Genomic DNA, 25815 nt, shown 5'->3' on the forward strand with positions numbered 1-25815 from the left:
CGGCCGAGCCTCTATCGGCTAACCGCGCATGCGGCAATTCGCAGGTGGCCGATGGAACCGGAAGCCGGTCTTGCCGGTTGATCGTAACGACACTCGAGAAAGGGTTCACATGGCCGAAGACGCTCCCAAAGCTCCGAAGCCGGCCACGCCGGTAAAGAAGGCCGCCACCAGCGCCACGCCGAGGAAAGCGCTCAACGGCGCCTCATCGGCCAAGGCGAAGCCAACCCCCAAACCGAAGCCCGCAAAACCGCTGAAAGGTCCCACCGTGGATACCACCACCATCGAAAACCCGACCACCGCCAAGCCAGCCACGGACGCCAGCCCGATTTCCGCACAGGCACTGAAGGACGGAGCGGCGAAATTCACCAAGGATGCCGGCACCAAGGCACGCAGCTATGCCGAGGACGGCAAGGCGCGCGCGGGCGGCGCGCTCGACGAATTGTCGAAGATGATGAACGACGCCGCCGGTACGGTCGATGAGAAGCTCGGCGCGCAATATGGTCAATATGCGCGCTCCGCCGCCGAGGCGGTGTCGGGCTTTTCCGAATCGCTGAAGTCGAAGGGAATCGACGACCTGATCAGCGATGCGCGTGGCTTCGTGAAGAAAAGTCCGGCGATCGCAATCGGCACGGCGGCGGCGGTCGGATTCGTGCTCGTTCGGCTGATCAAGTCGGGCCTTGATGCAGCGGATCGCACGACCGACGATAAAGCCTAGTTCGAGTTTCGGGGGTAATATGGACGATCAACCGTCGCCCGACGAGAACAGCATTGCGGCGCTGTTCTCGCGGTTGATCGACGATGCCGAGCGTTTCGTGCGGGCCGAGATCCGGCTTTATCGCGCGCAATTGTTCGACCGGATCGGCGACGCCAAGGCCGCGATCCTGCTTGGCGTAACCGCCTTTCTGCTCGCGCAGAGTGCGTTTATCGCACTGTTCGTCGGGCTGGTGCTGATCCTGGTACCCGTGATCGGTCCGGCCTGGGCGATCGTCATCGTCATCGGATCGGGGCTGGCCATTGCCGGGGTGCTGGTCAAGATCGCGATCGACAAGATCCGCAAGGTCACCGCGATCAAGGATCATGCGGAATGAGCGCCGGGATCGACCCAGACGAACCGGACCTCGTCTTCGCGAAGATGCGCTCCGTGGAAGCGCGCGAGCGGCTCGCCGGCACGCTGGTCGAGTTACAGGCACGGCTCAACCCCAAGGCGCTGGCGCGCGAGGCGATCCAGGAGTTGAAGGAAACCGGTCAGGAAATGGCGCGCGAAGGGCTGGAGGCAGCGAAACGCCATCCCCTGACCCTTGCCGGCGCTGCGACGGCGGTCGGCATCTTCCTGGCGCGCAAGCCCCTGTCTAAGCTGATCAGCGAATTGAGCGAGCCCCCATCCGACGTCGACACCAATGCAACCCCTGCCCCGCCAACGAGTTTGACCAATGAACGGGCCAGCGCCCGTGGCAAGAGGACCGAGACATGACCGAAGCGACCGCAACCCATGCCGCAAAACCCGTGAAGCGCAGCGCGATGGAAAAAACCTATGACAAGGCGGCCAAGGCGCTGCGCAAAAGCCGCAAGAATGCGCTGGATACCGCACGCAGCACGGCCGACAGCCTCCAATCCAATCCCGTAGCGGTGCTCGCCGGCGGAATCGCGCTGGGTGCGGTGCTCGGCGCGCTGCTGCCGCGCAGCGAGCGCGAGGGTAAATTGCTCGCACCGGTCGGCAAGCGCATCGCCGACACCACGGGCGCCGCGGCCAAGGCGGCGCGCGATGCCGGCAAGGCCGAACTCGACTCGCTTGGCCTGAACAAGAATGCGGCGCGCGATCAGGCGGGCAAGCTGCTTGGCGGCGTGGTCAAGGCGCTGGCGACCGCCGGTGCGGCGGCGGCAAAGACCACCAAGAAGGAATAGCGCTTCAATCGAGCGCAACCACTCTCTAAGGACATGCGCGACTCCTTCCCCGGGAAACGCATATGAGCAAACTCCACCTCGTCTTCGGCGGCCGCGTCAGCGACCCGCGTACTCTCGACTTCGACGATCTCGACTCGATCGAGATCGTCGGCATGTTTCAGGATTATGCCAGCGCCGAAAAGGCATGGCGCGCGGCTGCGCAACGCACGGTCGATGATGCCGGTATGAAGTTCGTGGTGGTTCATCTCCACCGCCTGCTTGAGCCGGATTTGTTGGCGCCACCTGCTTAATAGCTCCTCCCCGGCACGGGGCGGATTTAAGCCTTGCGGTACTGCCAGGCGAGCAATGGCTTGGCGAGCGCGACGCCCGCGATGAGTCCGCCGATCGGTTCGACGATCGAGACCGACATCTCGAAATTCTGCGCGACGACCTGAAAAACGATCTGGATCGCCAGCCAAATGCCGGCGAGGATCGCGATCTGGATCGAGCGGCTATGCCCTTGCGCGATCGGAATCGCGCGCGGCACGCCATAGAGCATGAAATACGCGCCGAGCACCGCGAACACCGCCGGCTCAAGCCCGGCGCTGGGCAGCAGCGAGTTCGGTGTCAGGATCAGCCGCGCAAGCGCGCCGCCATAGGCTCCGGCGAGGAAAACGATGCCCAGCCCGACGGGCCTGATCGCCTTTTCAACGAAGCGTCCGGCGATCAGCAGGAAAATGAGGTTAAAGATCGGCGACACGAAATCGCGCGCCAGAAAGGCCGAGGCGAGCGGCGACAGCCACGACCAGAACGGATCGTCGCGCCACGCGCCGGCCAGGAACAGCTGCGGGCTGAAGCCGAACATCATCGACGCCGCGAGCAGACCGAAGACCGACGCGGACAACAGCAATACGAACACCGACAGCGCAATCAGCGCATCGGTGAAGCGTCCGCGGGGAAGATCGATCCCGTTCAGATGAATTCGATCTTCGACACGACGTACCAACGGTCGCCCGAGGGCACGGTCACTTCGACCTCTTCATCGACCTTACGGCCGATCAGGCCACGGCCGAGCGGCGAATTGTACGAGATGCGACCGCCCTTGGCATCCGCCTCGGTCTGACCGACGATCTGATACTTTACCGGCTTCTCATCCTCGTCGAGCAGCGTGACGGTTGCGCCGAACACGACCTTGTCGCCCGACAATTCCTTCGGATCGATCACCTGAGCGCGGGACAATTTGTCCTCGATATCGCTGATCGACGCTTCGATCTGGCCCTGCCGCTCCTTGGCGGCATGATATTCGGCGTTTTCGGAAAGGTCGCCATGCGCGCGCGCTTCCTCGATCGCATCGACGATCTGCGGGCGTTCCGCTTTCAGCCGTTTCAGGTCCGCATTGAGCTTCTCATAGCCTTCTTGCAGCATCGGCATTTTTTCGACGGTCGCCATCCCTTACAGTCCTTCGTCTTCGAAAAATTCCCCGTTGGCCGACCCTGAGGGGCCCGCCCGCACGTTGTTCTCATGTGGGGAATTAGTTGTGCGAGTGCGAATAATAGGATTGCAACGGCCTTACTTCAAGGTCGTGCGTTGCAAGCGCCGCAATCGCCTGTGCCGCTTCGACACTGGCGGGTGCGGTGGTGAAGTGCGGAATCTTCTGCACCAGCGCCGCGGCGCGGATCGGTTGCGAGTCTTTCAGCGACTGCCACCCCTCCGTGGTGTTGAACACCAGGTCGATCCCGCCGTCCTTCATCCGGTCGACAATATGCGGCCGGCCTTGCGCCACCTTGTTGATACGCTCGACCGGCACACCGTTCGCCGCAAGGAAATTGGCCGTCCCGTCGGTCGCGACGATCTTGAAGCCAAGCTCGGCAAGCTGCTTCGCGCCGGGCAGGATAACCGATTTGTCACTCGGCTTGACGCTGACGAAGACGGTTCCCGAACGCGGCAGCACGGTGCCCGCGCCGAGTTCGGCCTTGGCAAAAGCGATCGAGAAATTACTATCAATTCCCATGACTTCGCCGGTTGACTTCATTTCCGGTGAGAGCACCGGATCGACCCCGGGGAAGCGATTGAACGGGAAGACCGCTTCCTTGACCGCATAATAATCGATGTGTCGATCGATCTTCGGCAAGTCGGCGAGCTTCTCTCCCGCCATCACGCGCGCGGCGATCTTGGCGACCGGCGCGCCGATTGCCTTGGCAACGAACGGCACGGTGCGGCTGGCGCGCGGATTGACCTCGATCAGGTAAACCAGGCCATCCTTGACCGCGAACTGGATGTTCATCAGCCCGACCACCGACAGCGCATGCGCCAACGCGACGGTCTGGCGCTCGATCTCGGCGATGATCGCGTCGGACAGGCTGTAAGGCGGAATCGAGCATGCGCTGTCGCCCGAATGAACGCCGGCTTCCTCGATATGCTGGAGCACGCCGGCGACGGTCACGTCGGTACCGTCGCAGATCGCATCGACATCGACCTCGATCGCGTCGCGCAGATACTGGTCGATCAGCACCGGCGAATCGCCCGATACCTGAACCGCGGTCTGGATATAGTCGTCGAGCTGCCCGGGCGAATCGACGATCTCCATCGCGCGCCCGCCAAGCACATAGCTTGGCCGCATCAGCACCGGATAGCCGATGCGCTCGGCGACCGCGATCGCCTCGTCGCGGCTACGCGCCATGCCATTGGCCGGCTGCAACAGCCCGAGCTTGGTGACCAGCGCGGAGAAACGCTCGCGGTCCTCGGCCAGATCGATCGCGTCGGGACTGGTGCCGAGGATCGGGATGCCCGCCGCTTCGAGCGCGCGCGCCAGGTTGAGCGGCGTCTGGCCGCCGAACTGGACGATCACGCCGACCAGCTCGCCCTTTTGCTGCTCGACATGGAGGATTTCGAGCACATCCTCAGCGGTCAGTGGTTCGAAATACAGCCGGTCCGACGTGTCGTAATCGGTCGACACCGTCTCCGGATTGCAGTTGACCATGATCGTTTCATAACCCGCCTCTTCCAGCGCGAAGCAGGCGTGGCAGCAGCAATAATCGAATTCGATCCCCTGCCCGATCCGGTTCGGCCCGCCGCCCAGAATGACGATCTTCTTGCGATCGCTCGGCTGGCTCTCGCATTCCGGCTCGCCAAAGCTCGGCGCTTCATAGGTCGAGTACATATATGGCGTCTTGGCGTCGAACTCCGCCGCGCAAGTGTCGATGCGCTTGAACACTGGCCGCACGCCGAGCTTGTGACGCAGGCTACGCACTTCATCCTCGGTCACGCCGCCGGTCATCGCCTTGACCGCTTCATGGATCAGCCCCGACCCACGGGCGATGCCACGCGCGCTGCCGCCGCGCAGATTGGCCGATTGCAGCGCGAGATAGGCCAGCCGTTTATCGCTGAAGCCCATCGACTTGAGCTTGCGCATGCCACCTGCGTCGCGCGGCAGGCCGTTGGAGCAGATATGGTTCTCGGCCGCGATGATCTCGGCAATCCGCTCCAGGAACCATGGATCGTACTTGGCGATCGCGTGGACTTCGGCGACAGTGAAACCCTCGCGCAGCGCCTGCGCCGCCACGAGCAACCGGTCGGGCGTGGCGCGCGCCAAAGCCGCCTCGATTTCCGCACGTGGCGCGCCCTGCAGCGCCTCGATCATGTTGAAGCCCGACAGGCCGGTTTCCAGCCCGCGCAGTGCCTTCTGCATCGATTCATGGATGTTGCGGCCGATCGCCATCACTTCGCCGACCGACTTCATCGCGGTCGACAGGATCGGTTCCGCGCCCTTGAACTTCTCGAATGCGAAGCGCGGGATCTTGGTCACGACATAGTCGATCGTCGGTTCGAACGAGGCCGGCGTCGCGCCGGTGATGTCGTTGGTGATCTCATCGAGCGTGTAGCCGACCGCCAGCTTCGCCGCGACCTTGGCGATCGGGAAGCCGGTCGCCTTGGAAGCGAGCGCCGAGGAGCGCGACACGCGCGGGTTCATCTCGATCACGATCAGGCGACCGTCCTTCGGATTGACCGCGAACTGCACGTTGGAGCCGCCGGTCTCGACGCCGATCTCACGCAGGCACGCGATGCTCGCGTTGCGCATGATCTGATATTCCTTGTCGGTCAGCGTCAGCGCCGGCGCGACGGTGATGGAATCGCCGGTATGGACGCCCATCGGGTCGATATTCTCGATCGAACAGATGATGATGCAATTGTCGTTGCGGTCGCGCACGACCTCCATCTCATATTCTTTCCAGCCGAGCAGCGATTCCTCGATCAGCACCTCGGTGGTCGGCGACGCGTCGAGGCCCTTGCGGACGATCTCCTCGAATTCCTCGCGATTATAGGCTATGCCGCCGCCCGAGCCGCCCATGGTGAAGCTGGGGCGGATGATCGCCGGCAGGCCGGTGCGCTCAAGCCCGGCGAGCGCTTCATCGACCGTATGCGCTATCGCCGAGCGCGCGCTTTCAAGACCGATACGGTCCATCGCCTCGCGGAATTTCTGCCGATCCTCGGCCTTGTCGATCGCCTCGGCATCGGCACCGATCATCTGCACGCCGTATTTTTCCAGCGTGCCGTCGTTGAACAGCGCCAGTGCGGTGTTGAGCGCAGTCTGCCCGCCCATTGTCGGCAGCACCGCGTCAGGGCGTTCCTTGGCGATGATCTTGGCGACGATCTCGGGCGTGATCGGCTCGACATAGGTCGCATCGGCCAGTTCGGGATCGGTCATGATCGTCGCCGGGTTCGAATTGACCAGGATGATGCGATACCCCTCCTCGCGCAGCGCCTTGATCGCCTGCGTGCCGGAATAATCGAACTCGCACGCCTGGCCGATCACGATCGGACCGGCGCCAATGACGAGGATGGAGGAGATGTCGGTACGTTTTGGCATTATCGCGTCTGTTTCTTTGTTTTGTGCCGAGGGGCGAGGTCATCGAGCGTTGTCGCATAGCCGGGAGGCGCGACAAATTGAATCGCACCGTCGCGGCGCGGAAAGCGGCCATCGGCGGGAGATATGGCACACCGGAATGTGCCACATCTTTTGGTGGGGCCGACCGAATTCACGGCCATATCATTTAATTTCAATAGGTTGCGAAATATATTGGGCAAGCGCTGTGGAGAAATGGCGAGGCTTTGAGCCATTGTCCGGGCCGGATTAGGTGCATACATTGACTGCAATGCATTCATTGTATGCAGTGGATGCACTGCCGGCAGCGGATGATGCTGGGAGGACGGGCGATGGGTTTCATTACGGTTCGAAATGTCGATGATGCCGTCAAGGAAAGCATCCGCGTGACGGCCGCCAGGAACGGCCGCTCGATCGAGGCGGAGATCAGGGCGCTGCTCGAGCGGACTTATGCCCCGACGGACGCCGACCGCGCCGCACGCATCCGGGCGATGTCGGGCGAGGCGTGGGTCGACCATCTGATCGCGATCGCGGACGGCGTCGAACTGCCGCAGCCCGAGCGCAGTGGCAAGGCCACCGAACAGCGCGAGATATTCGGTGCTGATTGATACCAATATCTGGATCGAACTGGCGCGGCGCCGGCCCGAGCCGAAAGTGGTCGCGTTCCTGGCCGAGAACAGCGCGCGCTGTTTCCTGTCGACCATCGTGCTTGCCGAAATCGAATATGGCATCGACAGTGCGCCCGACCCGGCGCGCCGCGACCGGATGATCGGCTTCCTCGACGCTATTCTTGCGCGATGCGGCGACCGTGTCCTCAGTCCGGACATGGCGACCGCGGTGGTGTGGGGGAAGACCAAGGCGGGCCTGGAGGCGATCGGCCAACCCATCGCCGATATCGACTTGCTGATCGCGTCACAGGCCATCGCGGCGGAAATGCCGTTGGTGACCGGGAATGTCTCCGACATGGCGAGGACAGGCGCGGCCATCATCAACCCGTGGGACGATTGATCGACGGCGCGGACGTACGATCGAACGCGCTCGCCTGACCGATCGGGCCGGAACCGACGACGAATAGTGAGGAAATGTCGGTGCGCTTGGGCATTACTGGCTGTTGCCTTCGACGACGTACTGTTCGTTGCCGACAAAGCCCAACTTGGGAAACTTCGACTTCCGCAGTTCGGTCAGCGCACAATCGAACGACTCGTACCTGGCGGTCGGAGGAGGCTGGAAGTGAATATCATCCTCACGTTCGAGCGTGAGCGCAGATTGAGGCAAACCGCACTTTTGAGAAATGGCGTTTAGCGAAGCGATTTTTTGTTGACGCACGGAGACGGATTTATCGTTGGTGGCCGGAGGTGTGCATCCGGTCGACAGACCGGCGAGCGCGAGAAGCCAGATCTTCTTCACGTCAACGAACTCACGAACTTTTCGAACAGGTACAGGCTATCCTGCGGACCCGGGCTTGCCTCGGGGTGATATTGCACGCTGAAGGCGGGCCGGTCGGTCAGTTCAAAGCCGGCATTGCTACCGTCGAACAGCGAGACATGCGTCTCGCGCGCCGTTGCCGGCAGCGTCTCGCTGATCACTGCGAAGCCGTGGTTCATGGAGGTAATCTCGACCGCGCCGTCGCTGAGACGCTTGACCGGGTGGTTGGCGCCGCGATGGCCCTGGAACATCTTGGTCGTCTCTGCGCCGATCGCGAGGCCGAGCAGCTGGTGGCCGAGACAGATGCCGAACAGCGGGATGCGCGTTTCGAGCAATTGCCTGATCACCGGCACGGCATATTCGCCAGTCGCGGCGGGATCGCCCGGGCCGTTGGACAGGAAGATGCCGTCGGGCTTGAGCGCCATGACCTGGTCAAAGGTCGCGGTCGCGGGAAGGACGCTGACCTTGGCGCCTGCGGCGACGAGGTTGCGGTAGATGTTGCGCTTGGCGCCGTAGTCGATCGCGACGATGTGGGGTCTATCGCCTCCCCTCTCGCTTGCGGGAGGGGATTGAGGGGTGGGCTCGCGCTCACCGCCAGCGTTGTCGATCGTGGAGGTCGGGAGCCCACCCCCGGCCCCTCCCGCGAGCGGGAGGGGGGAAGAGGTGTCGTCGTAGCCGGCGCCGAGGCGCCAGATGCCGCCTTCCCAGCCGTAATGCGTCTGGGTCGTGACTTCGATCGCCAGGTCCATGCCTTCGAGACCGGGCCAGCTGCGGGCCATTTCGAGCAGCTTGGGAATATCGAACTCGCCGCTCGCGGAATGCGCGATCACGCCGTTGGGCGCGCCGCCGGCACGAATGCGCCGCGTCAGCGCACGGGTGTCGATCCCGGCCAGGCCGATCCGGTCGTGCGTCTTCATCCAGCTGTCGAGCCGCTCGACCGCGCGGAAATTGGATGGTTCGGTCACATCCTCGCGCACGATGATGCCGAGCGCATGCGGGTCGTTTGCCTCGAGATCCTCAGGGTTCGCACCGACATTGCCGATATGCGGGAATGTGAAGGTGATGATCTGCCCGGCAAAGGAGGGATCGGTCATCACCTCCTGGTATCCGGTCATCGCGGTGTGGAAGCAGACTTCGCCAACGGCGGTCCCTTCCGCGCCGAAACCACGGCCCCACGCCACGTCCCCGGATGCGAGGACCAAGACCCCCGTGGCTCCTTCGGGCACAGCAATAGGTTTGGCGTCGGCCATCGTGGCGGGCACTCCAAGTGTTTCAATGTCGCTAAGGGGCGGGAGCTAGAGGTGTGCGCCCCATGCGTCAATCTGTTAAAGATACGCGGCTTCGGCTAGGTGCAAGGATTGCCTTCGAAGGACGTTAAAATGATTCGCGACGACATCAAGACCGCGCTCGTCACCGCCATGAAGGGCGGGGACAAGGCCGGCACTGCCACGCTCCGCCTTGTCCAGTCGCAGATCAAGAATCGCGACATCGAAGCGCGGGTCGGCAAAGCGCCCGAGAGTGATGACGCGCTGGTCGTCGAAGTGCTGCAGAAAATGGTCAAGCAGCGCCGCGAATCGATCGAGATGTTCGTCAAGGGCGGGCGTCAGGAGCTGGCCGATGCGGAAGCGGCGGAAATCGCGGTGATCGAGGCGTTCCTGCCGCAGCAAATGAACGAGGCGGATACGTCGTCGGCGATCGAGGCGATCAAGGTTGAGCTGGGTGCGAGCGGCATGAAGGATATGGGGCGCGTGATGGCGGAGCTTAAGGCGCGGCATGCGACGACGCTGGATATGAGCAAGGCGAGCGGGCTGGTGAAGGCGGCGTTGGGTTAATTCTCCCCTCCCGCCTGCGGGAGGGGTTGGGGGGAGGGCATGTCGGACAAGGGTTACGCAAGACCAACGATGCGCGCCCGCGAATTGCGCGCCAACGCTACTGATGCCGAGCGCCGGCTCTGGGCGCATCTCAGCGCGCGAAAAATCGCGGGCGCCCGTTTTAATCGCCAAGTGCCGATCGGTCCGTTCATCTGCGATTTCGTCTCACGCGGCGCGAAGCTGGTGATTGAGGTCGATGGCGGCCAGCATGACTGGAATGCCGAAACTGACCGCACGCGAACCCGTTATATAGAATCACATGGATTTCGCGTCATTCGGTTCTGGAACAATGACGTGATGGAGAGCATCGAAGGCGTGGTGGCCAAAATTGAGCAAGCATTGGCGGACAGGCCCTCCCCCAACCCCTCCCGCGAGCGGGAGGGGAGCTTTGGTGCGCGCTCCACGATCGTCGGGGACAAATCGTGAGTCTTTCCCCGCAATTCCTCGATGAGCTCCGCACCCGCACGCTCCTGTCGGCGCTGATCGGGCGCACCACCAAACTGCAAAAGGCCGGCAAGGAGTATCGCGCCTGCTGTCCGTTCCACAATGAGAAGACGCCGAGCTTCTATGTCAACGACGACAAGGGCTTTTATCACTGCTTCGGCTGCTCGGCGCATGGCGATGCGATCAAATGGCTGACCGACCAGCGCGGGCTACCGTTCATGGATGCGGTCAAGGAGCTTGCCCAGGCCGCCGGCATGGAATTGCCCGCGATGGACCGGCAATCGGCGGAGAAGGCCGAGCGCGCCAAGGGGCTGCATGAGGTTTGTGCCGATGCCGCGACCTGGTTCACCGACCAGCTGAACGGCATCGCCGGCGCCGAAGCGCGCGCGATCCTCGAAAAGCGCGGCATCAAGGCGGCGACCGCCAAGGAGTTCTCGCTTGGTTTCGCCCCCGATTCGCGCGGCAAGCTGAAGGATGCGCTGAAAGACTATGGCGATCCGCTGCTGGTCGAGTCCGGCCTGCTGATTTCGGTCGAAGGCAAGGAGCCGTACGATCGCTTCCGTGGCCGGCTGATGATCCCGATCCGCGACCCGCGCGGGCGCACGGTGGCGTTTGGCGGGCGGATCATTGGGGATGGTGAGCCGAAATATCTCAACTCGCCGGAAACGCCGCTCTTCGACAAGGGGCGCACGCTCTACAATCTCGACAAGGCCGCCGCCGCGAGCCGCAAGGCGAACCGGATCCTCGTCGTGGAGGGTTATATGGACGTCATCGCGCTCGCCCAGGCCGGTTTCGGCGAGGCGGTCGCGCCGCTCGGCACCGCGTTGACCGAGGCGCAGCTCGAACGGCTATGGCGCCTGTCCGACGTGCCGATCCTGTGCTTCGATGGCGATTCGGCCGGGCAAAAGGCCGCGATCCGCGCCGCCAACCGCGCCATGCCGATGCTCGGCCCGGGCCGCAGCCTCGCCTTCGTGACTTTACCCGAAGGCCAGGACCCCGACGATCTGGTCCGCGCCAAGGGCGCGCCTGCGTTCGAGGCACTGATCCAGGCCGCCGAACCTTTGGTCGATCGGCTCTGGTCGCATGAACTCGCCGCCGAGCCGCTCAACACGCCTGAACAAAAGGCCGGGTTCAAGCGGCGCTTCACCGAACTGGCCAATGCGATCGCCGATCAGGACGTGCGCACCGAATATCTTGCCGAATTCCGCCGTCGCTTCGAAAAACTTTATGAGCGCGAGCGCAAGGAATGGACGCCGCGCCCGCCCTTCCAGCCGGGCAAGCGCGGCGGCCCCAAGGACAAGTGGAAAGCGCCGATCGGCCCCGTCTCCGAACGCGTAAAAGGTGTCGGCGTCACCGGTATCGACCGGATCCTGGCCAAGGCGGTGCTCGCCGGCCTGATTCGTCATCCAGCCGAAATCGCGCGGCACATGGAGGTTCTCGGATCACTGAAACTGGCCGATGGCGCGCTTGGGCGATTGTTCGAAGCAGTGATAGATTTGGCGGTCGAAGATGCAAATAATGGCGGGGCGCTTGATAGCGAGGGCCTTCTCACCATATTGGCGTCATCTGAATTTGATATAATCGCGCACGACCTGCTGCGGGCCGATCAATTATCGTGTTCGTTTACGCAAAAGGATGCAGAGCCGGAAAGGGCTCGCGACGACCTCGACGAGGCGATCGCGATCCTGGTGGCTCGACCTGAAGTGGATGCGGCACTGGCCGAGGCAACGGCGACGATGCAGGCGCGTTATTCTGATGCGGCGTTCGATTGGAACGCGGCATACGAACGACAGATCGCGCTGGTGAAGGAACAACAGGCGCTCGACGCTCGGCTTGCAAATCTGGTGCAGGCGAACGAAGACGCCAGGGCTTTTAGTACCGAGGGCAATTAATGGCGAAGACTGATATGGCGGACGGCGCTGACACGACCGAAAACAGCGACGCTCCGCTGATCGACTTGAACGACGCGTCGATCAAGAAGCTGGTCGCCCGCGCCAAAAAGCGTGGCTACATCACGTACGAGCAGCTCAACGAAGCGCTGCCGCAGGACCAGATGTCTTCCGATCAGTTGGAAGACGTCATGTCCGCGCTCAATGAAATGGGCGTCAACATCGTCGAGAATGACGAGGCGGGCGAAGATGGCGAAGACAATGAGCAGGCCGAGGATGAGGTCGAATCGGTCGATACCGCCGAGGAAAGCGCCCCCGCGCTCGACGTAAAGAAAAAAGAAGTCATCGATCGTACCGACGATCCGGTGCGCATGTATTTGCGCGAGATGGGCGCGGTCGAGCTGCTCAGCCGCGAGGGCGAAATCGCCATCGCCAAGCGGATCGAGGCCGGCCGCGACACGATGATCCTCGGGCTGTGCGAAAGCCCGATCACCTTCAACGCGATCATCGACTGGTCGAACGCGCTGAACGAAGGCACGATGCAGTTGCGCGAGATCCTCGATCTCGACGCCATGCTGTCGAAGGATCCCGCGCCCGAATCGCTCAGCGACGACGATGATGGTTCAGCGGGCGAAATCTCCGAAAAGACCGCCGGCCCGTCCTTCAAGGAAGAAGAAGAGCCCGAGGAATCCCCGGCCGAAGAGGAAGAGGATTCGATGCAGGAGCGGCGTACGCCGCGTCCGTCCGATGACGAGGAGGAAGACAACACCCTCTCCCTCGCGCAGATGGAAGAGCAGCTGAAACCGCAGGCGCTGGAGCGTTTCGCGAGCATCACCGCGCTGTACAAGAAATTCTCGCGCGTGCAGCAGCAGCGCCTTGAAGCGATGGGTGCCGGCGGCGAATTGTCGTCCGCGGACGAGCGCAAGTACCACAAGCTGCGTGAAGACCTCACCGCGGAAGTGGAGAGCGTCCAGTTCCACAATGCCAAGATCGAATATCTCGTCGATCAGCTCTATGCCTTCAACCGGCGCCTGACCGCCCTGGGCGGTCAGATGCTGCGCCTCGCCGAGCGCCACAAGGTGCCGCGCAAGGATTTCCTCGACCGCTATATCGGCCATGAGTTGGACGAGCAGTGGATCGCCGGCCTGGGCAAGCTCGACAAGAAATGGACTGCCTTCGTCGAGAATGAGACCGACGCGGTCGACCGGATTCGCATGGAGATCGCTGAGATCAGCCAGGCGACCGGCATGAGCCTCGCTGAGTTCCGCCGCATCGTCAACATGGTGCAGAAGGGCGAGCGCGAGGCGCGGATCGCCAAGAAGGAAATGGTCGAGGCGAACCTGCGCCTGGTCATCTCGATCGCCAAGAAATACACCAATCGCGGGCTGCAGTTCCTGGATCTGATCCAGGAGGGCAATATTGGCCTGATGAAAGCGGTGGATAAGTTCGAATATCGCCGCGGCTACAAGTTCTCGACCTATGCGACGTGGTGGATCCGTCAGGCGATCACGCGTTCGATCGCCGATCAGGCGCGCACCATCCGTATTCCGGTGCACATGATCGAAACGATCAACAAGCTGGTGCGGACCAGCCGCCAGTTCCTCCACGAGCAGGGCCGCGAGCCCACGCCCGAGGAAATGGCTGAGCGCCTGTCGATGCCGCTCGAAAAGGTCCGCAAGGTGATGAAGATCGCCAAGGAGCCGATCTCCCTCGAAACGCCGATCGGCGACGAGGAGGATTCGCATCTCGGCGATTTCATCGAGGACAAGAACGCGATCATTCCGGTCGATGCGGCGATCCAGGCGAACCTCAAGGAAACCGTTACGCGGGTCCTGGCGAGCCTGACCCCGCGTGAGGAACGCGTGCTGCGCATGCGCTTCGGCATTGGCATGAACACCGATCATACGCTGGAAGAAGTGGGCCAGCAGTTCAGCGTGACGCGCGAGCGTATTCGCCAGATCGAAGCCAAGGCGCTGCGCAAACTCAAGCATCCGAGCCGTTCGCGGAAAATGCGCAGCTTCCTCGACCAGTAATCGTCTCGCCAACAGGCCGGGCACGTCAACGATACTGCCGGCGACGGCCGCACACAGAGCCGGACAGGGTGCCATCAAGGCCCCTGGCCGGCTCTTTCGCATATGCATCATTTGAGGCGGGACGTGCCGCACGGCGTTCGGTCAGCGGTCGCAATGAAACCCCGGCGGAAGGGGACCATTCTTCCGCCGGGGCCGCACGTCCCCCGTTGGGAAGATGTGCCGGCCATTGTGCCGAGCGCGCGGGATGTGCGCCAGGCTAAAGGACCTCGGCCCGGGATGCCCGGCGCCTGCCGTTCTCCCTGCCGTGGTCTTGTTGTAGAATAGCTATCTTTACCGTGACGGAACCATGCGCCGGCGGCTAAATTCATATTTTGCGACGCCGGATCAACGATCTCCGCAGCTTTTGGAGTGAACTTGGTCCATTACGGAGGAATTCTCCGATAACCATGTAGCGATCTCGACCGCTTTGGATGGATCGCCTTGCGCCGATCGATCGGGAGGGTCTCAATCACGCCATGAACACCACCGCAGAGATCATTTCGTTCGATCCGCCCCGTGATCATATCGTCACCGCATCGGATCTCGTCCGCCATTTCGGTATCTGGCAGGAGCGCGCGATGCGCTCGCCAATCTATATACTGCATCGCGGCCGACCCCGGCTGATCCTGACCTCGGTCGATGTGATGGACGCACTGTGCGCACCGCACGCCGCCGGTGCCGGTGATCGCGACATGGGCATCACAGCGTTGCTTGATGCGGTCGACGATATGATCGTCATCGCCGATGCCGATCTGCGCATCACCGCGGCCAGCCGGTCCGCACGCGGTTATTTTGGCGCATCGGTCGAACCGGGCCGTGCGATCGACCTGATCGGACCGGATGCCGCGCGTCTTTTCCTCGCCGAGGCGATCCACCGCGTCGCAAGCTCCGGACTTGAGGAATCGCTCGACTTGCCCTCGGCCCGCTATGGCAATCGCAGCCTGACGATCGCGATCAAGCCGCATCCCGGCGGCGTGGCGTTGTTCGTCCATGACGTGACCGTCACCAGCGATCTGCGCGATGCCGAGGCCGAACACCGCGCCACCAGCGAGACGATCGCCGCGATCCCGGGTATGGCCAGCGTGCGGATCAACCTGCGTGGTTATATCGACCGGCCCGACGCGCCGCTCGCGGGCCTTTCCGGCCTGTCGACCGAGGCCTTGTCCAGCGTCCGCTTCGTGACGCTGCTCGACATCGCTTCGCGTGTTGCGGTGGCAGAATCGATCGAGGAGGTGATCGCCGGTGGTCACCCGCGGGCAGTCGCCGGCACGCTGTTGGTCAATCGTGGCGAGCCCGTGCCGGTCCGAATCGGCCTGGCCGCGCTGCGGCGCGGTGCGGCGATCGAGGCGGTATCGGCGATGATCGTCTCACAACAGGCAGCGTGAGCGGTCCACCAATCAGCCCGCGCCCAGGCACGCTGGCTCAAGCAATGTAGTTGAGACAGGCTTAATCGCTAATACACCAGGTCTTTACGTGCTTCGGTATATCCACTGACCCGACAGAGAGGTTCGAGCCGGTATTGTCCGGCTCGTACACACAGCACTCGGGGAAACATGGCTTTCGATTCGGCACACAGCTTAAGGCGCGACAGCGGTTGGGGGGTCATTGCCCTGCTCGCTGACGCCGATGGCAGCGCGACGCATCCGATGCCGCGAACCCTTGCCAAGCGGCAAGTCGCGGTGCGCGATTTCGCAGATTGCGTCCATACGCTCTGTGCGCTCCACGGCGCGCATCCCGGCGTGATCGATCTTGCCGCGAGCCGCAACGCACAACCGCGGGCGCTCGACTGGCTGGTCGAAGCGGCCGACGGCTTCGCGGTGGAACGCAATTATCTCGCCACGCTTACCGCCGCTGCGGGCCCCCTGCCCTCCACACCCGGTCAGGCCGAATCCGAAGCGGCCGTGGTCGGCCAGCGCCACGCGCTGGAAATGCTCGCCCAGTCCGAACGCGCCGGCTGCGCAACCGGTGCAGCGATCGCGCTGATACTCGACTGGAAAGCGATCCGCGTCACGCTGGACGCCGCCGCCGACCGGTTCGGCGTCACGCCCCCGCCCTCGGCGCTGCCGATCGAAGCCGAGATCGCCACCGTAGCCGCTTCGCTTGGCGAAACACCCGGTGTCGAACGCGCGATGGCATTCGGCGCGCAGCAATTGCTCGCTCAGCATCGCGGGCTCTGGGACTTGCTCGAAGCCCGAGCGAGCGCACGCGATCATCTATAATCGCTAAAATAGCGCGCTTGCGCCGCGGGCCTAAACCCCTCTATCGCCAAACCCGGTATTCAAATGAAACGGGATTGCGGCATGAAGCGCTTCGAGGGCACCCAGAGTTATGTCGCGACCGACGATCTGAAGGTCGCGGTCAACGCGGCGGTCACGCTGCGTCGCCCACTGCTGGTCAAAGGCGAGCCCGGCACCGGCAAGACCGTCCTCGCTTATGAAATCGCCAAGGCGATCGATGCCGAGTTGATCGAGTGGAACATCAAGTCCACCACCAAGGCGCAGCAGGGCCTGTACGAATATGACGCGGTCGCCCGGCTGCGCGACGGTCAGCTCGGCGACGAGCGCGTCCACGACATCGGAAACTATATCCGCCGCGGCAAATTATGGGAGGCGTTCACCCGTCCCAAGCCGCCGGTGCTGCTGATCGACGAGATCGACAAGGCGGACATCGAATTCCCCAACGACCTGCTCCAGGAACTCGATCGCATGGAATTCCATGTCTATGAGACCAAGGAGACGGTGAAAGCGGCGGAACGTCCGATCGTCGTGATCACCTCGAACAACGAAAAGGAATTGCCCGACGCGTTTCTGCGTCGCTGCTTCTTCCATTATATCAAATTCCCGGACCGCGACACGATGCAGGCGATCATCGACGTCCATTTCCCTGGAATCCAGAAGATCCTGGTCAACAAGGCGATGGACATTTTCTACGACGTTCGCGACGTGCCCGGCCTGAAGAAGAAGCCCAGCACCAGCGAGCTCCTCGACTGGCTCAAGCTGTTGCTGCACGAGGACATGCCGCTTGAGGTGCTGCAGAACCGCGATCCGACCAAGGCGATCCCGCCGCTGCACGGCGCGCTGCTCAAGAACGAGCAGGACGTGATGCTGTTCGAACGCCTCGCCTTCATGGCCAAGCGGCAGCAGAACAAGGGCTAAGCCCTGGCGACCACCCTTCCGACGCTCGACCGGTGAAAATCGACGCTCGGCCGACATTTAATTGCCGCCCGGCGCGATTGAGCTAGCCAGACGCCCTGTTCAAGGGAGTTTCGCCATGCGGATTCTGCAAGTGCCGCTCTTTCTCCTGGCCGGCATATGTGCGGCCGGGTCGGCGACAGCGGAACAGTCAGGTGGCTCCGCAAGCGCAAAGCCGGCAAAGGAAAAGAAGATTTGCCGCCCGATCGTCGGAACGGGCACGATCCTGTCGCGCTCCTTCTGTCTCAGCAAGGCGGAATGGGAGGAATTCGACGCTCGCAACGAAGCGGATGTCGAGACGGTGCGGCGGTCGAGAGGATCAGGCATGGACAGATACCCGGCCAAATGACGATACGGATGACATCCCGCTCATGTCGCGTTCGAGGCGATCGGCCATGATGGTAACCAGCTTCTAAACCACGCCTCCGAACGCTTTCACCACGCGAAACCGGCAAGGATTTGCCGGTATGGGACGCTTATCTTCCCGCCTTGTATGGCTCGCCGTCGCGGTTTCGACCGTCAGCACCCCCGTGGGCGCAACATCCCTGCTCGATTATGTCGGCGAATGCGTCCCCTTTGCGCGCGCCGCGTCGGGCATTCAGATCTATGGCGATGCTTGGACGTGGTGGAACGCGGCCGAAGGCAAATACCGACGCGGCGACACCCCGAAGGTCGGGGCGGTCATCGTCTTTCGCCAATCCTCGCGATTGCGCCTCGGCCATGTCGCGGTAATCAGCCGCGTCGTCACCAAACGCGTGGTGATGGTCACCCACGCCAACTGGTCGCGCCAGAATGGCGAGCGCGGTCATGCCGAGCAGGACGTGACCCTGACCGATGTTTCGGCCGATAACGACTGGAGTGAAGTGAAGGTCTGGTACCGCGACACCGATGGTCTCGGCAGTACTGCCTATCCGGTTTACGGCTTCATCTACGGCATGCCGGACAAGACCGCCGGCCGGGCCGTCACCAAGGCGCATGCGGCGCCTGAGCTCAGCGGCAACGACCCCGACTATGTCGGCGCATTGATCGACGTCTATCGCTGATCCGCTTGCGCGAACCGGCCGGCTCCGGCACGCTATCCCAGCAACAGGGAGAAGCTTGGATGAGATTGTTGGTCGTCGGTGTTCAGGTGGCTGCGGTGCTCTTCTTTTCGGCGCCCGCCGTAGCAGCCAAGAAAACACCGCTGAGCTGGCAAGCCTCGGGCAACCGTATGGCGCTGCCGACCGCGCATCTTTCATTATCCAAAACCGCCGGTCCGGCGGTGATGACCGAAACCCATGAATTCTCTCACAAAGGCGAGGGATTGGACAATGTCGCGCAATTCGAAACGGCTGACCGCAAAATCTTCGGCACGGTTTATGTCTATCTGCCGGCCTATCCCGACGCTGCGCTGACCGCGTATCAAACCGATAGAAGTATCCGCGATCGGTTCGGCGCGATCACCTTCACTGATCAGAGCGTGGTCGCATTGGATGGGCGCCCCGGTACCGTTATTCGTCTGGTTTATTCCGACGGCAGGGCCGAAAAGGTCAATGGTGGGGAGCCTGTTGCAACCGCAGCAGCGTTTCTGCGTGTGTCGGGATGGATCGTGAAGCTGCGCGCAAGCGGCCCCGCAGAGCGCCGGTCTGAGGTCATCGCCGTACTCGACGGGCTTATCGCAGGGCTGCGCATCGACAAGGGCGCCTATGTCCATCGGGTCAGCCTGTTTCAGCTCGCCGCACCCTGCCCCGCCGCCGATCGTCCAGCGGCGGTCTCCCCCAAAACTGAAAAAACTTCGGCCCGAGTTCTTGGCGCTGCAATGAACTCTGCCGTCATCACGATAGATCCCAAGGGCAAGAAGGACGATCTTCCCCGGCCATTCCCAAATAACGGTCTCCAGCCGGCCTGTGTGCGCGGCACCGTCAAATATGGGGATAGCTCGATCGACTTGCTTCAACCGGTCGGATCGGCGGATCCGGATACGATTGTCGGCGTCATTAACGATGCCGGATCGATGCTAGTCATCGAAAAAGCGCTCATTCCGCCCGGTTATGATTTCAAGATGACTCAGATCGGCGTCGCAAACGTCTATGGCAGTTATGATGCCATTCCGTCAGTCACCCAGATAAACGCGCTTTTCTCCGGCACGACGACGGAGGGTACGGCGCGCCAGGCAAGCGTGAAGTTCCTAGCGACCGGTGACACCCGCATGGATATCGTCATGGACGGCGCGAAATGACCTCGCCGGTGAAGGATTCACGATGTTCCTGAACTTCCTCGACGAGCTCCGCGCCGCAGGCATTCCCGCCAGCATGAAGGAGCATCTCCTTTTGCTCGAGGCGCTCGATGCCGATGTGATCGACCGCACGCCGGAGGATTTCTATTATCTTTCGCGTGCCGTGTACGTGAAGGACGAGGGACTGCTCGACCGCTTCGACCAGGTCTTCTCCAAGGTCTTCAAGGGCATCGCCACGACCTTCGGTCAGGCGCCGACCGATGTCCCCGCCGACTGGCTCAAGGCGGTCGCCGAGAAATATCTCTCGCCCGAGGAGATGGAGGCGATCAAGTCGCTCGGCTCCTGGGATGAAATCATGGAGACGTTGAAGAAGCGGCTCGAGGAACAGCAGGGCCGGCACCAGGGCGGCAACAAATGGGTCGGGACCGGCGGCACCTCGCCCTATGGCAATAGCGGTTATAATCCCGAGGGCGTGCGCATCGGTGGCGAGAGCAAGCATAAGCGCGCGCTGAAAGTGTGGGACCAGCGCGACTTCAAGAATCTCGACAGCACACGCGAACTGGGTACGCGCAACATCAAGATTGCGCTGCGCCGTCTGCGCAAATTCGCGCGCGAAGGTGCTGCCGACGAACTTGACATCGACGCGACGATCGACGGCACCGCGCGCCAGGGCTGGCTCGACGTCGTGATGCGCGCCGAGCGGCGCAATGCGGTCAAGCTGCTGTTGTTCCTCGATGTCGGCGGCTCGATGGATCCATGGGTCAAGCTTTGCGAGGAGCTGTTTTCGGCCGCGACCACCGAGTTCAAGAATCTCGAATTCTTTTACTTCCACAATTGCCCGTACGAGGGTGTGTGGAAGGACAATAGGCGCCGTTTCACCGAACGCACGCCGATGTGGGATGTGCTGCACAAATTCGGCCACGATTATAAGCTGGTGTTCGTCGGCGACGCCTCGATGAGCCCATATGAGATCACCCATCCCGGCGGCTCGGTCGAGCATTTCAACGAGGAATCGGGCGCGGTGTGGATGCACCGCATGACCACCACCTACCCGGCGGCGGTATGGCTCAATCCAATCCCCGAACAGCAATGGGGATATTCACAGAGCGTGCGCATCATTCGCGAGCTGATGAACGACCGCATGTATCCGCTGACTCTTGCGGGACTGGATGACGGGATGCGCGAGCTGACGCGGAAACGGTAGGGTCGGAGACGGGTGATGAGCATGCTCGGCAAGTTGTTCGGGGGAAAACCGGAAAAAAAAGCGCCGGACGAACTGCTCGTGCCACACCCCATTCCCGCGCTGGTTTCGATACTATATCGTCTGGAGCAGGATAAAGGCGCCTCTCTGACCGAAGCTGAGGTGGTCAGCGCCCGGGACAATGCCGTGTGCATCATGCTGCCGGTTTCCAAAGCGACGCAACTGGCCGAGAAGCGCGGCTATGACGATGTCGATCTGGAAGATGTCTGGGATAGCTGGTGCCGATATCGCACAGCGATTGCCGCCGATCAGGACCGGCCACTCAAGCTATAGATGAGCCAATGACGCGGAAAAATCAGGCGCTCAAAGCCTCAAGCTTGGCCTGAAACATCAGCGCCAGTGCAAGCCTGCGACTGCGCGCCTCAGCAGTTACTGCCGTCCGCGCCGCGGCATGTTCCTGCATTGCCCGCCGTGCGTAATAATGAAGATTGGATTCCACTGAACTCGTCCCCGCAAACGACTCCCCTGTCGCCAGCGTGATGATGCATAAATATTACCAAAAACATTACTTTGGGCCGGAATGTCGTGAATCCGCGCCGAATGGTTGTGCGGCGCGTCAATAAAGCAGGAATCGTCGGCGTTCGGTCGCCCACGCGGCTTCATCCGGGTCAGTGACCGCGTCGAAATCGCCCGACTCGGCTGCATCATCATCGACCCATGCACGCAACCCCGGACCTGCGTTGATCACGTCGATCGCGAGCTTGCCGAATTCATATTCGTATGGAAAATCGCGCCACAGGTCATAATCCGGATAGAGCCGCCGGATCGCCTTGAAGCCCAGCGCTTGCAACCGCCATGGCCTGAAGTCCGCGTGATTATATCCTGGCCCCTCGGCATGGATGAACACGCCGCTGCACAACTGCCCGACATGTTTGTGAAAGGTCGGCTGGAACCAGATGTCGCGTAGCGTGCACCCGCCAAGCCACTCCGGTGCGAACGTCCGCATCTCCGCGATCACCGCTTTGGCATCGATATCGGGTGCGCCGAACAGTTCGAGCGGTCGCGTCGTGCCGCGCCCTTCCGACAGATTCGTGCCCTCCAGCATCACCGTACCGGCATAGGCGCGCGCCATGTTGATATTGGCGGCATTGGGGCTGGGATTGATCCACACCCGATCCGCCGGCCAGCCGAAGCCGGGCGCCGCATCGAGCTCCCAGTCTTCCATCGCGATCACGCGATAATCGACGTCCAGCTTGAAATGGTCGATGAACCAGTGCCCCAGCTCGCCGAGCGTCAGCCCGTGGCGCATCGGCATCGGCCCCGCGCCGACAAAACTTTCCCAGCCAGGCAGCAAGGTCAGTCCCTCAATCGGCCGTCCCGCCGGATTGGGCCGGTCGAGCACCCAGACCGACTTGCCATGCTCGGCCGCCGCTTCGAGCACGTAGAGCAGCGTGGTGACGAAGGTATAGATACGGCAACCGACATCCTGCAGATCGACCAGCATCACGTCGAAAATGCCCATGGACTGGCCGGTCGGGCGGCGCACTTCGCCGTACAGGCTGAATACCGGCATGCCATAGGTCGGGTCAGTGAAGTCGGGCGACTCCATCATATTGTCCTGCAGATCGCCGCGCACGCCATGTTGCGGCCCGAACACGGCCGACACGTTCAATCCGCTGGCGACCAGCGCATCGATCGAATGCGTCAGGTCGGCGGTGACCGAAGCTGGATGCGCGAGCAAGGCAACGCGCTTGCCGACAAGCGGTGCGCGCAAAGATGGGTCGGCCAGAAGGCGATCGATACCGAATTTCATATGGGATCAGGTGCCGCGAGGGACGCAGTAAAGCAATCCCGGTTGTGGAAGTCGGGCGGCCCCGGCGCATGAGCGAGCGCCCAATAGGATTTGGTGCCGTCCTTCGCCTCGATCACCGCCGAAAGCCCCGCAAACCAGGATTGATTGGCCGGCAAGTCGCTCACATCTGACATATCGAGCGAGATCGTCACGGTGAACCTCTCGCCGTCACGATCAACGTCGAAGATGGGCGGCGGAAGCGCGAGCGTGTCACAGCCCTGACGATAGGATTTGAAACGATAGGCAGCCCATGCGGTCGATGGCACAAAGTTGAATTCCAGATAGCCTTTGTCGGCCAGATCGCCTCTGTCGCAAAGTATGAATGCTTCGAAACAGGTCGTTTTCCACAGGTCATCGCGACGGACCGCGTAGCCGTCGGGAGCCGGAATCTTGACCCGAGCTATGTCCCCATCGGTGACATATCGGAGTACGAAGCCTCCTTCCACTGTGCGGGATATATCCACCCGGATGTCGATGTCGGGATGGGACGCGGACGGGTGTGGTATCAGTTGATACATCGAAACTCCGTTCGGGCTGGCGTGTCGAAGCCCTGCTCTTTTCGTTGCACAATTCTAGAGATGAGAGCGGCCCTTCGACAACCTCAGGACGAACGGCAGGCGGTGTGACTGGAAAAACCCGCCGACTTCGCCTATGTGACGCGCTTCCCATGGCAACAATCCTCCCCACCCCGCCGAAAATCGGCATGGTTTCGCTCGGCTGTCCCAAGAATCTGGTCGACAGCGAACGCATCCTGACCAAGCTTCGTTCCGATGGCTATGCCATGTCGCCCGACTATGCCGGTGCTGATGTGGTGCTGGTCAACACGTGCGGTTTCCTCGATTCCGCCAAGGAAGAATCGCTTGAGGCGATCGGAGAGGCAATCGCCGAGAATGGCCGCGTCATCGTCACCGGCTGCATGGGCAAGGAAGCGGAGATGATCCGCCTGCGCTTCCCTAAGGTGCTCGCCGTGACCGGTGCGCATCAATATGAGGAAGTGGTCGGCGCGGTGCACGATGCGGCGCCGATGCCGCCCAGCGCATTCCTCAATCTGGTCCCGGAAAGTGGCCTGAAACTCACCCCGCGCCATTACAGCTATCTGAAGATTTCCGAGGGCTGCAATCATCGCTGCGCCTTCTGCATCATCCCGAGCCTGCGCGGCGACCTGGTCAGCCGGCGCCCCGACGCGATTCTGCGCGAAGCCGAGAAGCTGATCGAAGCCGGCACCAAAGAGCTGCTGGTGATCAGCCAGGACACCTCGGCCTATGGCGTCGATATCCGCCACCAACCACGCCAGTGGAAGGGCGAGGAAGTTCGCGCCCATATGACCGACCTGTCGCGCGAACTGGGCAAGCTCGGCGCTTGGGTGCGGCTGCACTATGTCTATCCTTATCCGCATGTCGACCAGGTCATTCCGCTAATGGCCGAGGGGTTGATCCTCCCCTATCTCGACATCCCGTTCCAGCATGCCAGCCGCAACGTGCTGAAGCTGATGAAGCGCCCCGCGAATGAGGCGAAGGTGCTCGAGCGCGTCAAGAACTGGCGCACCATCGCACCCGATATCGCGATCCGCTCGACCTTCGTCGTCGGTTTCCCGGGCGAGACCGAGGATGATTTCAAATATCTGATGGACTGGCTCGAGGAAGCGCAGCTCGACCGTGTCGGCGCGTTCCGCTTCGAGCCGGTCGAAGGCGCGGCCGCCAACGCCCTGCCCAACCAGGTGCCCGAAGAGATCAAGGAAGAACGCTACGCCCGGCTGATGGAGCTGACCGCGCGGATTTCCGCCGACAAGCTGCAGGCCAAGATCGGCCGCACACTCGAGGTGATCATCGACGCGGTGGACCAAGACGGCGCGACCGGCCGGTCAAAGGCCGATGCACCGGAAATCGACGGCGAGGTCCATCTGCGCGACGCCGGACATCTCAAACAGGGTGATATCGTCAGCGTCGAGATCGAGGATGCCGACGACCATGACCTGTTCGGGGTTCCCGTCAGCCCAGCCTGATATCGGGCCTGACCGCCAACACGTTGCGGAGCAACGCGGCATCGGGGCCGCCGAGCCGATCGCCGGTCGCGCATAGATAGATACGGTTACGACAGGCCGGGCCAACCGGCGTCAGGCCGAACGTGCGTGCCGCGTCGCCCGGCGCGATCGTCACGCCGCGCCCGGCAACGACGCTCAGCAACGCTTCCTCCAGTTCGTCGCAATGATCGTGGCGGATCATCGCTTCCGGCTGGCGTCCATGGATCGATGCGAACCACCGCGCGAAGACATATTCATGCTCGTCATAAGTGATGAAGCGCAAGCGCTCGATCTCGTCCAGCGATGCGGTCGCTGCGGCATCGCCGACCAGAACAAGGTCTTCCTCCGCAATCAGGTCGCTTTCGACCTGCACCACGTTGACCGTGCGATAGGTCAGCGCCAATTCGATCTCGCCCCGCACCAGTTGCGCCACCACATCATCATGCGTTCCCATGCGCAACCTGATCGGCCGCTCGACCAGTATGTCGCGGAACAGGTGTGGAGCAAGGCGATAGCGGCCGAAGCCCGTCACCGCGCCAATGCGCAGCGGCAAGATGCGCGGGTCGGTATCGCGAAGATGTGCGCTGGTCCGCGCGATATCGTCGAGCGCGCGGCCGATCGTCTCGAACAACGCGCGACCCTCGATGGTAAGTTGAAGACCGCGCCCGACCCGTTCGGTCAGCGGTGCGCCGACATCGCGCTCAAAACGGCGCAGGTCGCTATGGATCGCCGGCGCGGACTTGCCGATCGCACGCGCCGCACCGGCGATACCGCCATGCGATGCCACGGCATGAAAGACCGCGGCGCGGCGTAGATGACTGCCCTCCATTATTCGCTCCAGTCGAATGATTGGCCCTCAACTTACAAATAGT

At 62.2% G+C, this 25815-nt stretch carries 29 protein-coding genes; 20 read left to right on the top strand and 9 right to left on the bottom strand.

Features of this window, described 5'->3' with window-relative positions; all coding sequences use genetic code 11:
* Positions 1-105: 105 nt before the first annotated feature.
* Positions 106-282, bottom strand: a complete 177-nt coding sequence (locus G4G27_RS09755) for a hypothetical protein (RefSeq protein WP_183113140.1) — start codon at positions 280-282, stop codon at positions 106-108.
* On the opposite strand from G4G27_RS09755, the gene G4G27_RS09760 reads away from it, so the two are divergent.
* From G4G27_RS09760 to G4G27_RS09780, 5 genes are all read left to right on the top strand, one after another.
* On the top strand, positions 266-715 hold the full coding sequence (locus G4G27_RS09760) for a hypothetical protein (RefSeq protein ID WP_244624627.1): 450 nt from the start codon (positions 266-268) through the stop codon (positions 713-715). The two genes, G4G27_RS09755 and G4G27_RS09760, sit on opposite strands and share 17 nt — an antisense overlap.
* A 19-nt stretch (positions 716-734) precedes the next feature.
* On the top strand, positions 735-1088 hold the full coding sequence (locus G4G27_RS09765) for a phage holin family protein (protein WP_183113141.1): 354 nt from the start codon (positions 735-737) through the stop codon (positions 1086-1088).
* Positions 1085-1471, top strand: a complete 387-nt coding sequence (locus G4G27_RS09770) for a DUF3618 domain-containing protein (RefSeq protein ID WP_183113142.1) — start codon at positions 1085-1087, stop codon at positions 1469-1471. The genes G4G27_RS09765 and G4G27_RS09770 overlap by 4 nt, the downstream gene beginning before the upstream one ends.
* The gene (locus tag G4G27_RS09775) at positions 1468-1902 is read left to right on the top strand and encodes a hypothetical protein (RefSeq protein ID WP_183113143.1); all 435 of its coding nucleotides are present in this window, start codon (positions 1468-1470) and stop codon (positions 1900-1902) included. Before G4G27_RS09770 ends, G4G27_RS09775 begins: the two co-directional genes overlap by 4 nt.
* Positions 1903-1964: 62 nt before the next feature.
* Positions 1965-2192, top strand: coding sequence for a DUF4170 domain-containing protein (locus G4G27_RS09780; protein WP_183113144.1), 228 nt, complete (start codon positions 1965-1967; stop codon positions 2190-2192).
* Positions 2193-2218: 26 nt separating this feature from the next.
* Here the strand turns inward: G4G27_RS09780 and G4G27_RS09785 are convergent, their stop codons facing one another.
* The 3 genes from G4G27_RS09785 to carB all read right to left on the bottom strand — a co-directional run bounded on the left by G4G27_RS09785 (position 2219) and on the right by carB (position 6748).
* On the bottom strand, positions 2219-2887 hold the full coding sequence (locus tag G4G27_RS09785; protein WP_183113145.1) for a rhomboid family intramembrane serine protease: 669 nt from the start codon (positions 2885-2887) through the stop codon (positions 2219-2221).
* Positions 2854-3330, bottom strand: a complete 477-nt coding sequence (gene greA / locus G4G27_RS09790) for a transcription elongation factor GreA (protein ID WP_034161200.1) — start codon at positions 3328-3330, stop codon at positions 2854-2856. Before greA ends, G4G27_RS09785 begins: the two co-directional genes overlap by 34 nt.
* Positions 3331-3412: 82 nt before the next feature.
* A complete protein-coding gene (carB, locus tag G4G27_RS09795; RefSeq protein ID WP_183113146.1) occupies positions 3413-6748 on the bottom strand; it encodes a carbamoyl-phosphate synthase large subunit in 3336 nt (1111 codons plus the stop codon).
* A 347-nt stretch (positions 6749-7095) separates the two neighbouring features.
* Between carB and G4G27_RS09800 the strand changes: the two genes are divergently transcribed.
* Both G4G27_RS09800 and G4G27_RS09805 read left to right on the top strand, forming a co-directional pair.
* On the top strand, positions 7096-7371 hold the full coding sequence (locus tag G4G27_RS09800; RefSeq protein ID WP_183113147.1) for a plasmid stabilization protein: 276 nt from the start codon (positions 7096-7098) through the stop codon (positions 7369-7371).
* On the top strand, positions 7361-7771 hold the full coding sequence (locus tag G4G27_RS09805; protein ID WP_183113148.1) for a PIN domain-containing protein: 411 nt from the start codon (positions 7361-7363) through the stop codon (positions 7769-7771). Before G4G27_RS09800 ends, G4G27_RS09805 begins: the two co-directional genes overlap by 11 nt.
* A 93-nt stretch (positions 7772-7864) precedes the next feature.
* Here the strand turns inward: G4G27_RS09805 and G4G27_RS09810 are convergent, their stop codons facing one another.
* Positions 7865-8170, bottom strand: coding sequence for a hypothetical protein (locus tag G4G27_RS09810; protein WP_183113149.1), 306 nt, complete (start codon positions 8168-8170; stop codon positions 7865-7867).
* Entirely contained in the window at positions 8167-9438 is a 1272-nt protein-coding gene (carA, locus tag G4G27_RS09815; protein WP_183113150.1) for a glutamine-hydrolyzing carbamoyl-phosphate synthase small subunit, read from the bottom strand. Before carA ends, G4G27_RS09810 begins: the two co-directional genes overlap by 4 nt.
* 129 nt (positions 9439-9567) lie before the next feature.
* On the opposite strand from carA, the gene G4G27_RS09820 reads away from it, so the two are divergent.
* The 12 genes from G4G27_RS09820 (at position 9568) to G4G27_RS09875 (ending at position 21404) form a co-directional block, all read left to right on the top strand.
* Positions 9568-10020: a GatB/YqeY domain-containing protein gene (locus tag G4G27_RS09820; protein ID WP_183113151.1), complete on the top strand. Its 453-nt coding sequence runs from the start codon at positions 9568-9570 to the stop codon at positions 10018-10020.
* Between the two features lie 39 nt (positions 10021-10059).
* Positions 10060-10485: a DUF559 domain-containing protein gene (locus G4G27_RS09825; RefSeq protein WP_183113152.1), complete on the top strand. Its 426-nt coding sequence runs from the start codon at positions 10060-10062 to the stop codon at positions 10483-10485.
* Positions 10482-12395, top strand: a complete 1914-nt coding sequence (gene dnaG / locus G4G27_RS09830) for a DNA primase (protein WP_183113153.1) — start codon at positions 10482-10484, stop codon at positions 12393-12395. Before G4G27_RS09825 ends, dnaG begins: the two co-directional genes overlap by 4 nt.
* Positions 12395-14425 (top strand): RNA polymerase sigma factor RpoD, encoded by a 2031-nt coding sequence (gene rpoD / locus G4G27_RS09835; RefSeq protein WP_183113154.1) that lies wholly within the window; start codon positions 12395-12397, stop codon positions 14423-14425. The genes dnaG and rpoD overlap by 1 nt, the downstream gene beginning before the upstream one ends.
* A 515-nt stretch (positions 14426-14940) precedes the next feature.
* Entirely contained in the window at positions 14941-15849 is a 909-nt protein-coding gene (locus G4G27_RS09840) for a PAS domain-containing protein (RefSeq protein WP_183113155.1), read from the top strand.
* 168 nt (positions 15850-16017) lie between these two features.
* A complete protein-coding gene (locus G4G27_RS09845; RefSeq protein ID WP_183113156.1) occupies positions 16018-16683 on the top strand; it encodes a hypothetical protein in 666 nt (221 codons plus the stop codon).
* Between the two features lie 81 nt (positions 16684-16764).
* On the top strand, positions 16765-17619 hold the full coding sequence (locus tag G4G27_RS09850; protein WP_183113157.1) for a MoxR family ATPase: 855 nt from the start codon (positions 16765-16767) through the stop codon (positions 17617-17619).
* A gap of 115 nt (positions 17620-17734) precedes the next feature.
* Positions 17735-18004, top strand: a complete 270-nt coding sequence (locus G4G27_RS09855; RefSeq protein WP_183113158.1) for a hypothetical protein — start codon at positions 17735-17737, stop codon at positions 18002-18004.
* Between the two features lie 181 nt (positions 18005-18185).
* Positions 18186-18698 (top strand): CHAP domain-containing protein, encoded by a 513-nt coding sequence (locus tag G4G27_RS09860; protein WP_244624628.1) that lies wholly within the window; start codon positions 18186-18188, stop codon positions 18696-18698.
* A 5-nt stretch (positions 18699-18703) separates the two neighbouring features.
* Positions 18704-19873: a hypothetical protein gene (locus G4G27_RS09865; protein ID WP_183113160.1), complete on the top strand. Its 1170-nt coding sequence runs from the start codon at positions 18704-18706 to the stop codon at positions 19871-19873.
* 22 nt (positions 19874-19895) lie between these two features.
* Positions 19896-21074, top strand: coding sequence for a VWA domain-containing protein (locus tag G4G27_RS09870; RefSeq protein ID WP_183113161.1), 1179 nt, complete (start codon positions 19896-19898; stop codon positions 21072-21074).
* Positions 21075-21089: 15 nt separating this feature from the next.
* Positions 21090-21404 carry a hypothetical protein gene (locus tag G4G27_RS09875; RefSeq protein WP_244624629.1) on the top strand — a complete coding sequence of 105 codons (315 nt, stop codon included), beginning with the start codon at positions 21090-21092 and terminating at the stop codon, positions 21402-21404.
* 283 nt (positions 21405-21687) lie between these two features.
* On the opposite strand, the gene G4G27_RS09880 is transcribed toward G4G27_RS09875, so the two are convergent.
* Both G4G27_RS09880 and G4G27_RS09885 read right to left on the bottom strand, forming a co-directional pair.
* The gene (locus G4G27_RS09880) at positions 21688-22884 is read right to left on the bottom strand and encodes a DUF1343 domain-containing protein (protein ID WP_183113162.1); all 1197 of its coding nucleotides are present in this window, start codon (positions 22882-22884) and stop codon (positions 21688-21690) included.
* A complete protein-coding gene (locus tag G4G27_RS09885; RefSeq protein WP_244624630.1) occupies positions 22881-23369 on the bottom strand; it encodes a DOMON-like domain-containing protein in 489 nt (162 codons plus the stop codon). The genes G4G27_RS09880 and G4G27_RS09885 overlap by 4 nt, the downstream gene beginning before the upstream one ends.
* A 221-nt stretch (positions 23370-23590) precedes the next feature.
* Between G4G27_RS09885 and rimO the strand changes: the two genes are divergently transcribed.
* Positions 23591-24925, top strand: a complete 1335-nt coding sequence (gene rimO / locus G4G27_RS09890; RefSeq protein ID WP_183113164.1) for a 30S ribosomal protein S12 methylthiotransferase RimO — start codon at positions 23591-23593, stop codon at positions 24923-24925.
* On the opposite strand, the gene G4G27_RS09895 is transcribed toward rimO, so the two are convergent.
* Entirely contained in the window at positions 24912-25772 is an 861-nt protein-coding gene (locus G4G27_RS09895; RefSeq protein WP_183113165.1) for a LysR family transcriptional regulator, read from the bottom strand. The two genes, rimO and G4G27_RS09895, sit on opposite strands and share 14 nt — an antisense overlap.
* Between the last annotated feature and the right edge of the window lie 43 nt (positions 25773-25815).

Source organism: Sphingomonas sp. So64.6b (assembly GCF_014171475.1).
Taxonomy (GTDB): Bacteria; Pseudomonadota; Alphaproteobacteria; order Sphingomonadales; family Sphingomonadaceae; genus Sphingomonas; species Sphingomonas alpina_A.

Coding starts and splice junctions, on each gene's coding strand:
- G4G27_RS09755 (WP_183113140.1), bottom strand. CDS start 282: ATGGTGGTGGTATCCACGGTGGGACCTTTCAGCGGTTTTGCGGGCTTC.
- G4G27_RS09765 (WP_183113141.1), top strand. CDS start 735: ATGGACGATCAACCGTCGCCCGACGAGAACAGCATTGCGGCGCTGTTC.
- G4G27_RS09770 (WP_183113142.1), top strand. CDS start 1,085: ATGAGCGCCGGGATCGACCCAGACGAACCGGACCTCGTCTTCGCGAAG.
- G4G27_RS09775 (WP_183113143.1), top strand. CDS start 1,468: ATGACCGAAGCGACCGCAACCCATGCCGCAAAACCCGTGAAGCGCAGC.
- G4G27_RS09780 (WP_183113144.1), top strand. CDS start 1,965: ATGAGCAAACTCCACCTCGTCTTCGGCGGCCGCGTCAGCGACCCGCGT.
- greA (WP_034161200.1), bottom strand. CDS start 3,330: ATGGCGACCGTCGAAAAAATGCCGATGCTGCAAGAAGGCTATGAGAAG.
- carB (WP_183113146.1), bottom strand. CDS start 6,748: ATGCCAAAACGTACCGACATCTCCTCCATCCTCGTCATTGGCGCCGGT.
- G4G27_RS09800 (WP_183113147.1), top strand. CDS start 7,096: ATGGGTTTCATTACGGTTCGAAATGTCGATGATGCCGTCAAGGAAAGC.
- carA (WP_183113150.1), bottom strand. CDS start 9,438: ATGGCCGACGCCAAACCTATTGCTGTGCCCGAAGGAGCCACGGGGGTC.
- G4G27_RS09820 (WP_183113151.1), top strand. CDS start 9,568: ATGATTCGCGACGACATCAAGACCGCGCTCGTCACCGCCATGAAGGGC.
- G4G27_RS09825 (WP_183113152.1), top strand. CDS start 10,060: ATGTCGGACAAGGGTTACGCAAGACCAACGATGCGCGCCCGCGAATTG.
- rpoD (WP_183113154.1), top strand. CDS start 12,395: ATGGCGAAGACTGATATGGCGGACGGCGCTGACACGACCGAAAACAGC.
- G4G27_RS09840 (WP_183113155.1), top strand. CDS start 14,941: ATGAACACCACCGCAGAGATCATTTCGTTCGATCCGCCCCGTGATCAT.
- G4G27_RS09845 (WP_183113156.1), top strand. CDS start 16,018: ATGGCTTTCGATTCGGCACACAGCTTAAGGCGCGACAGCGGTTGGGGG.
- G4G27_RS09850 (WP_183113157.1), top strand. CDS start 16,765: ATGAAGCGCTTCGAGGGCACCCAGAGTTATGTCGCGACCGACGATCTG.
- G4G27_RS09855 (WP_183113158.1), top strand. CDS start 17,735: ATGCGGATTCTGCAAGTGCCGCTCTTTCTCCTGGCCGGCATATGTGCG.
- G4G27_RS09870 (WP_183113161.1), top strand. CDS start 19,896: ATGTTCCTGAACTTCCTCGACGAGCTCCGCGCCGCAGGCATTCCCGCC.
- G4G27_RS09875 (WP_244624629.1), top strand. CDS start 21,090: ATGAGCATGCTCGGCAAGTTGTTCGGGGGAAAACCGGAAAAAAAAGCG.
- G4G27_RS09880 (WP_183113162.1), bottom strand. CDS start 22,884: ATGAAATTCGGTATCGATCGCCTTCTGGCCGACCCATCTTTGCGCGCA.
- rimO (WP_183113164.1), top strand. CDS start 23,591: ATGGCAACAATCCTCCCCACCCCGCCGAAAATCGGCATGGTTTCGCTC.
- G4G27_RS09895 (WP_183113165.1), bottom strand. CDS start 25,772: ATGGAGGGCAGTCATCTACGCCGCGCCGCGGTCTTTCATGCCGTGGCA.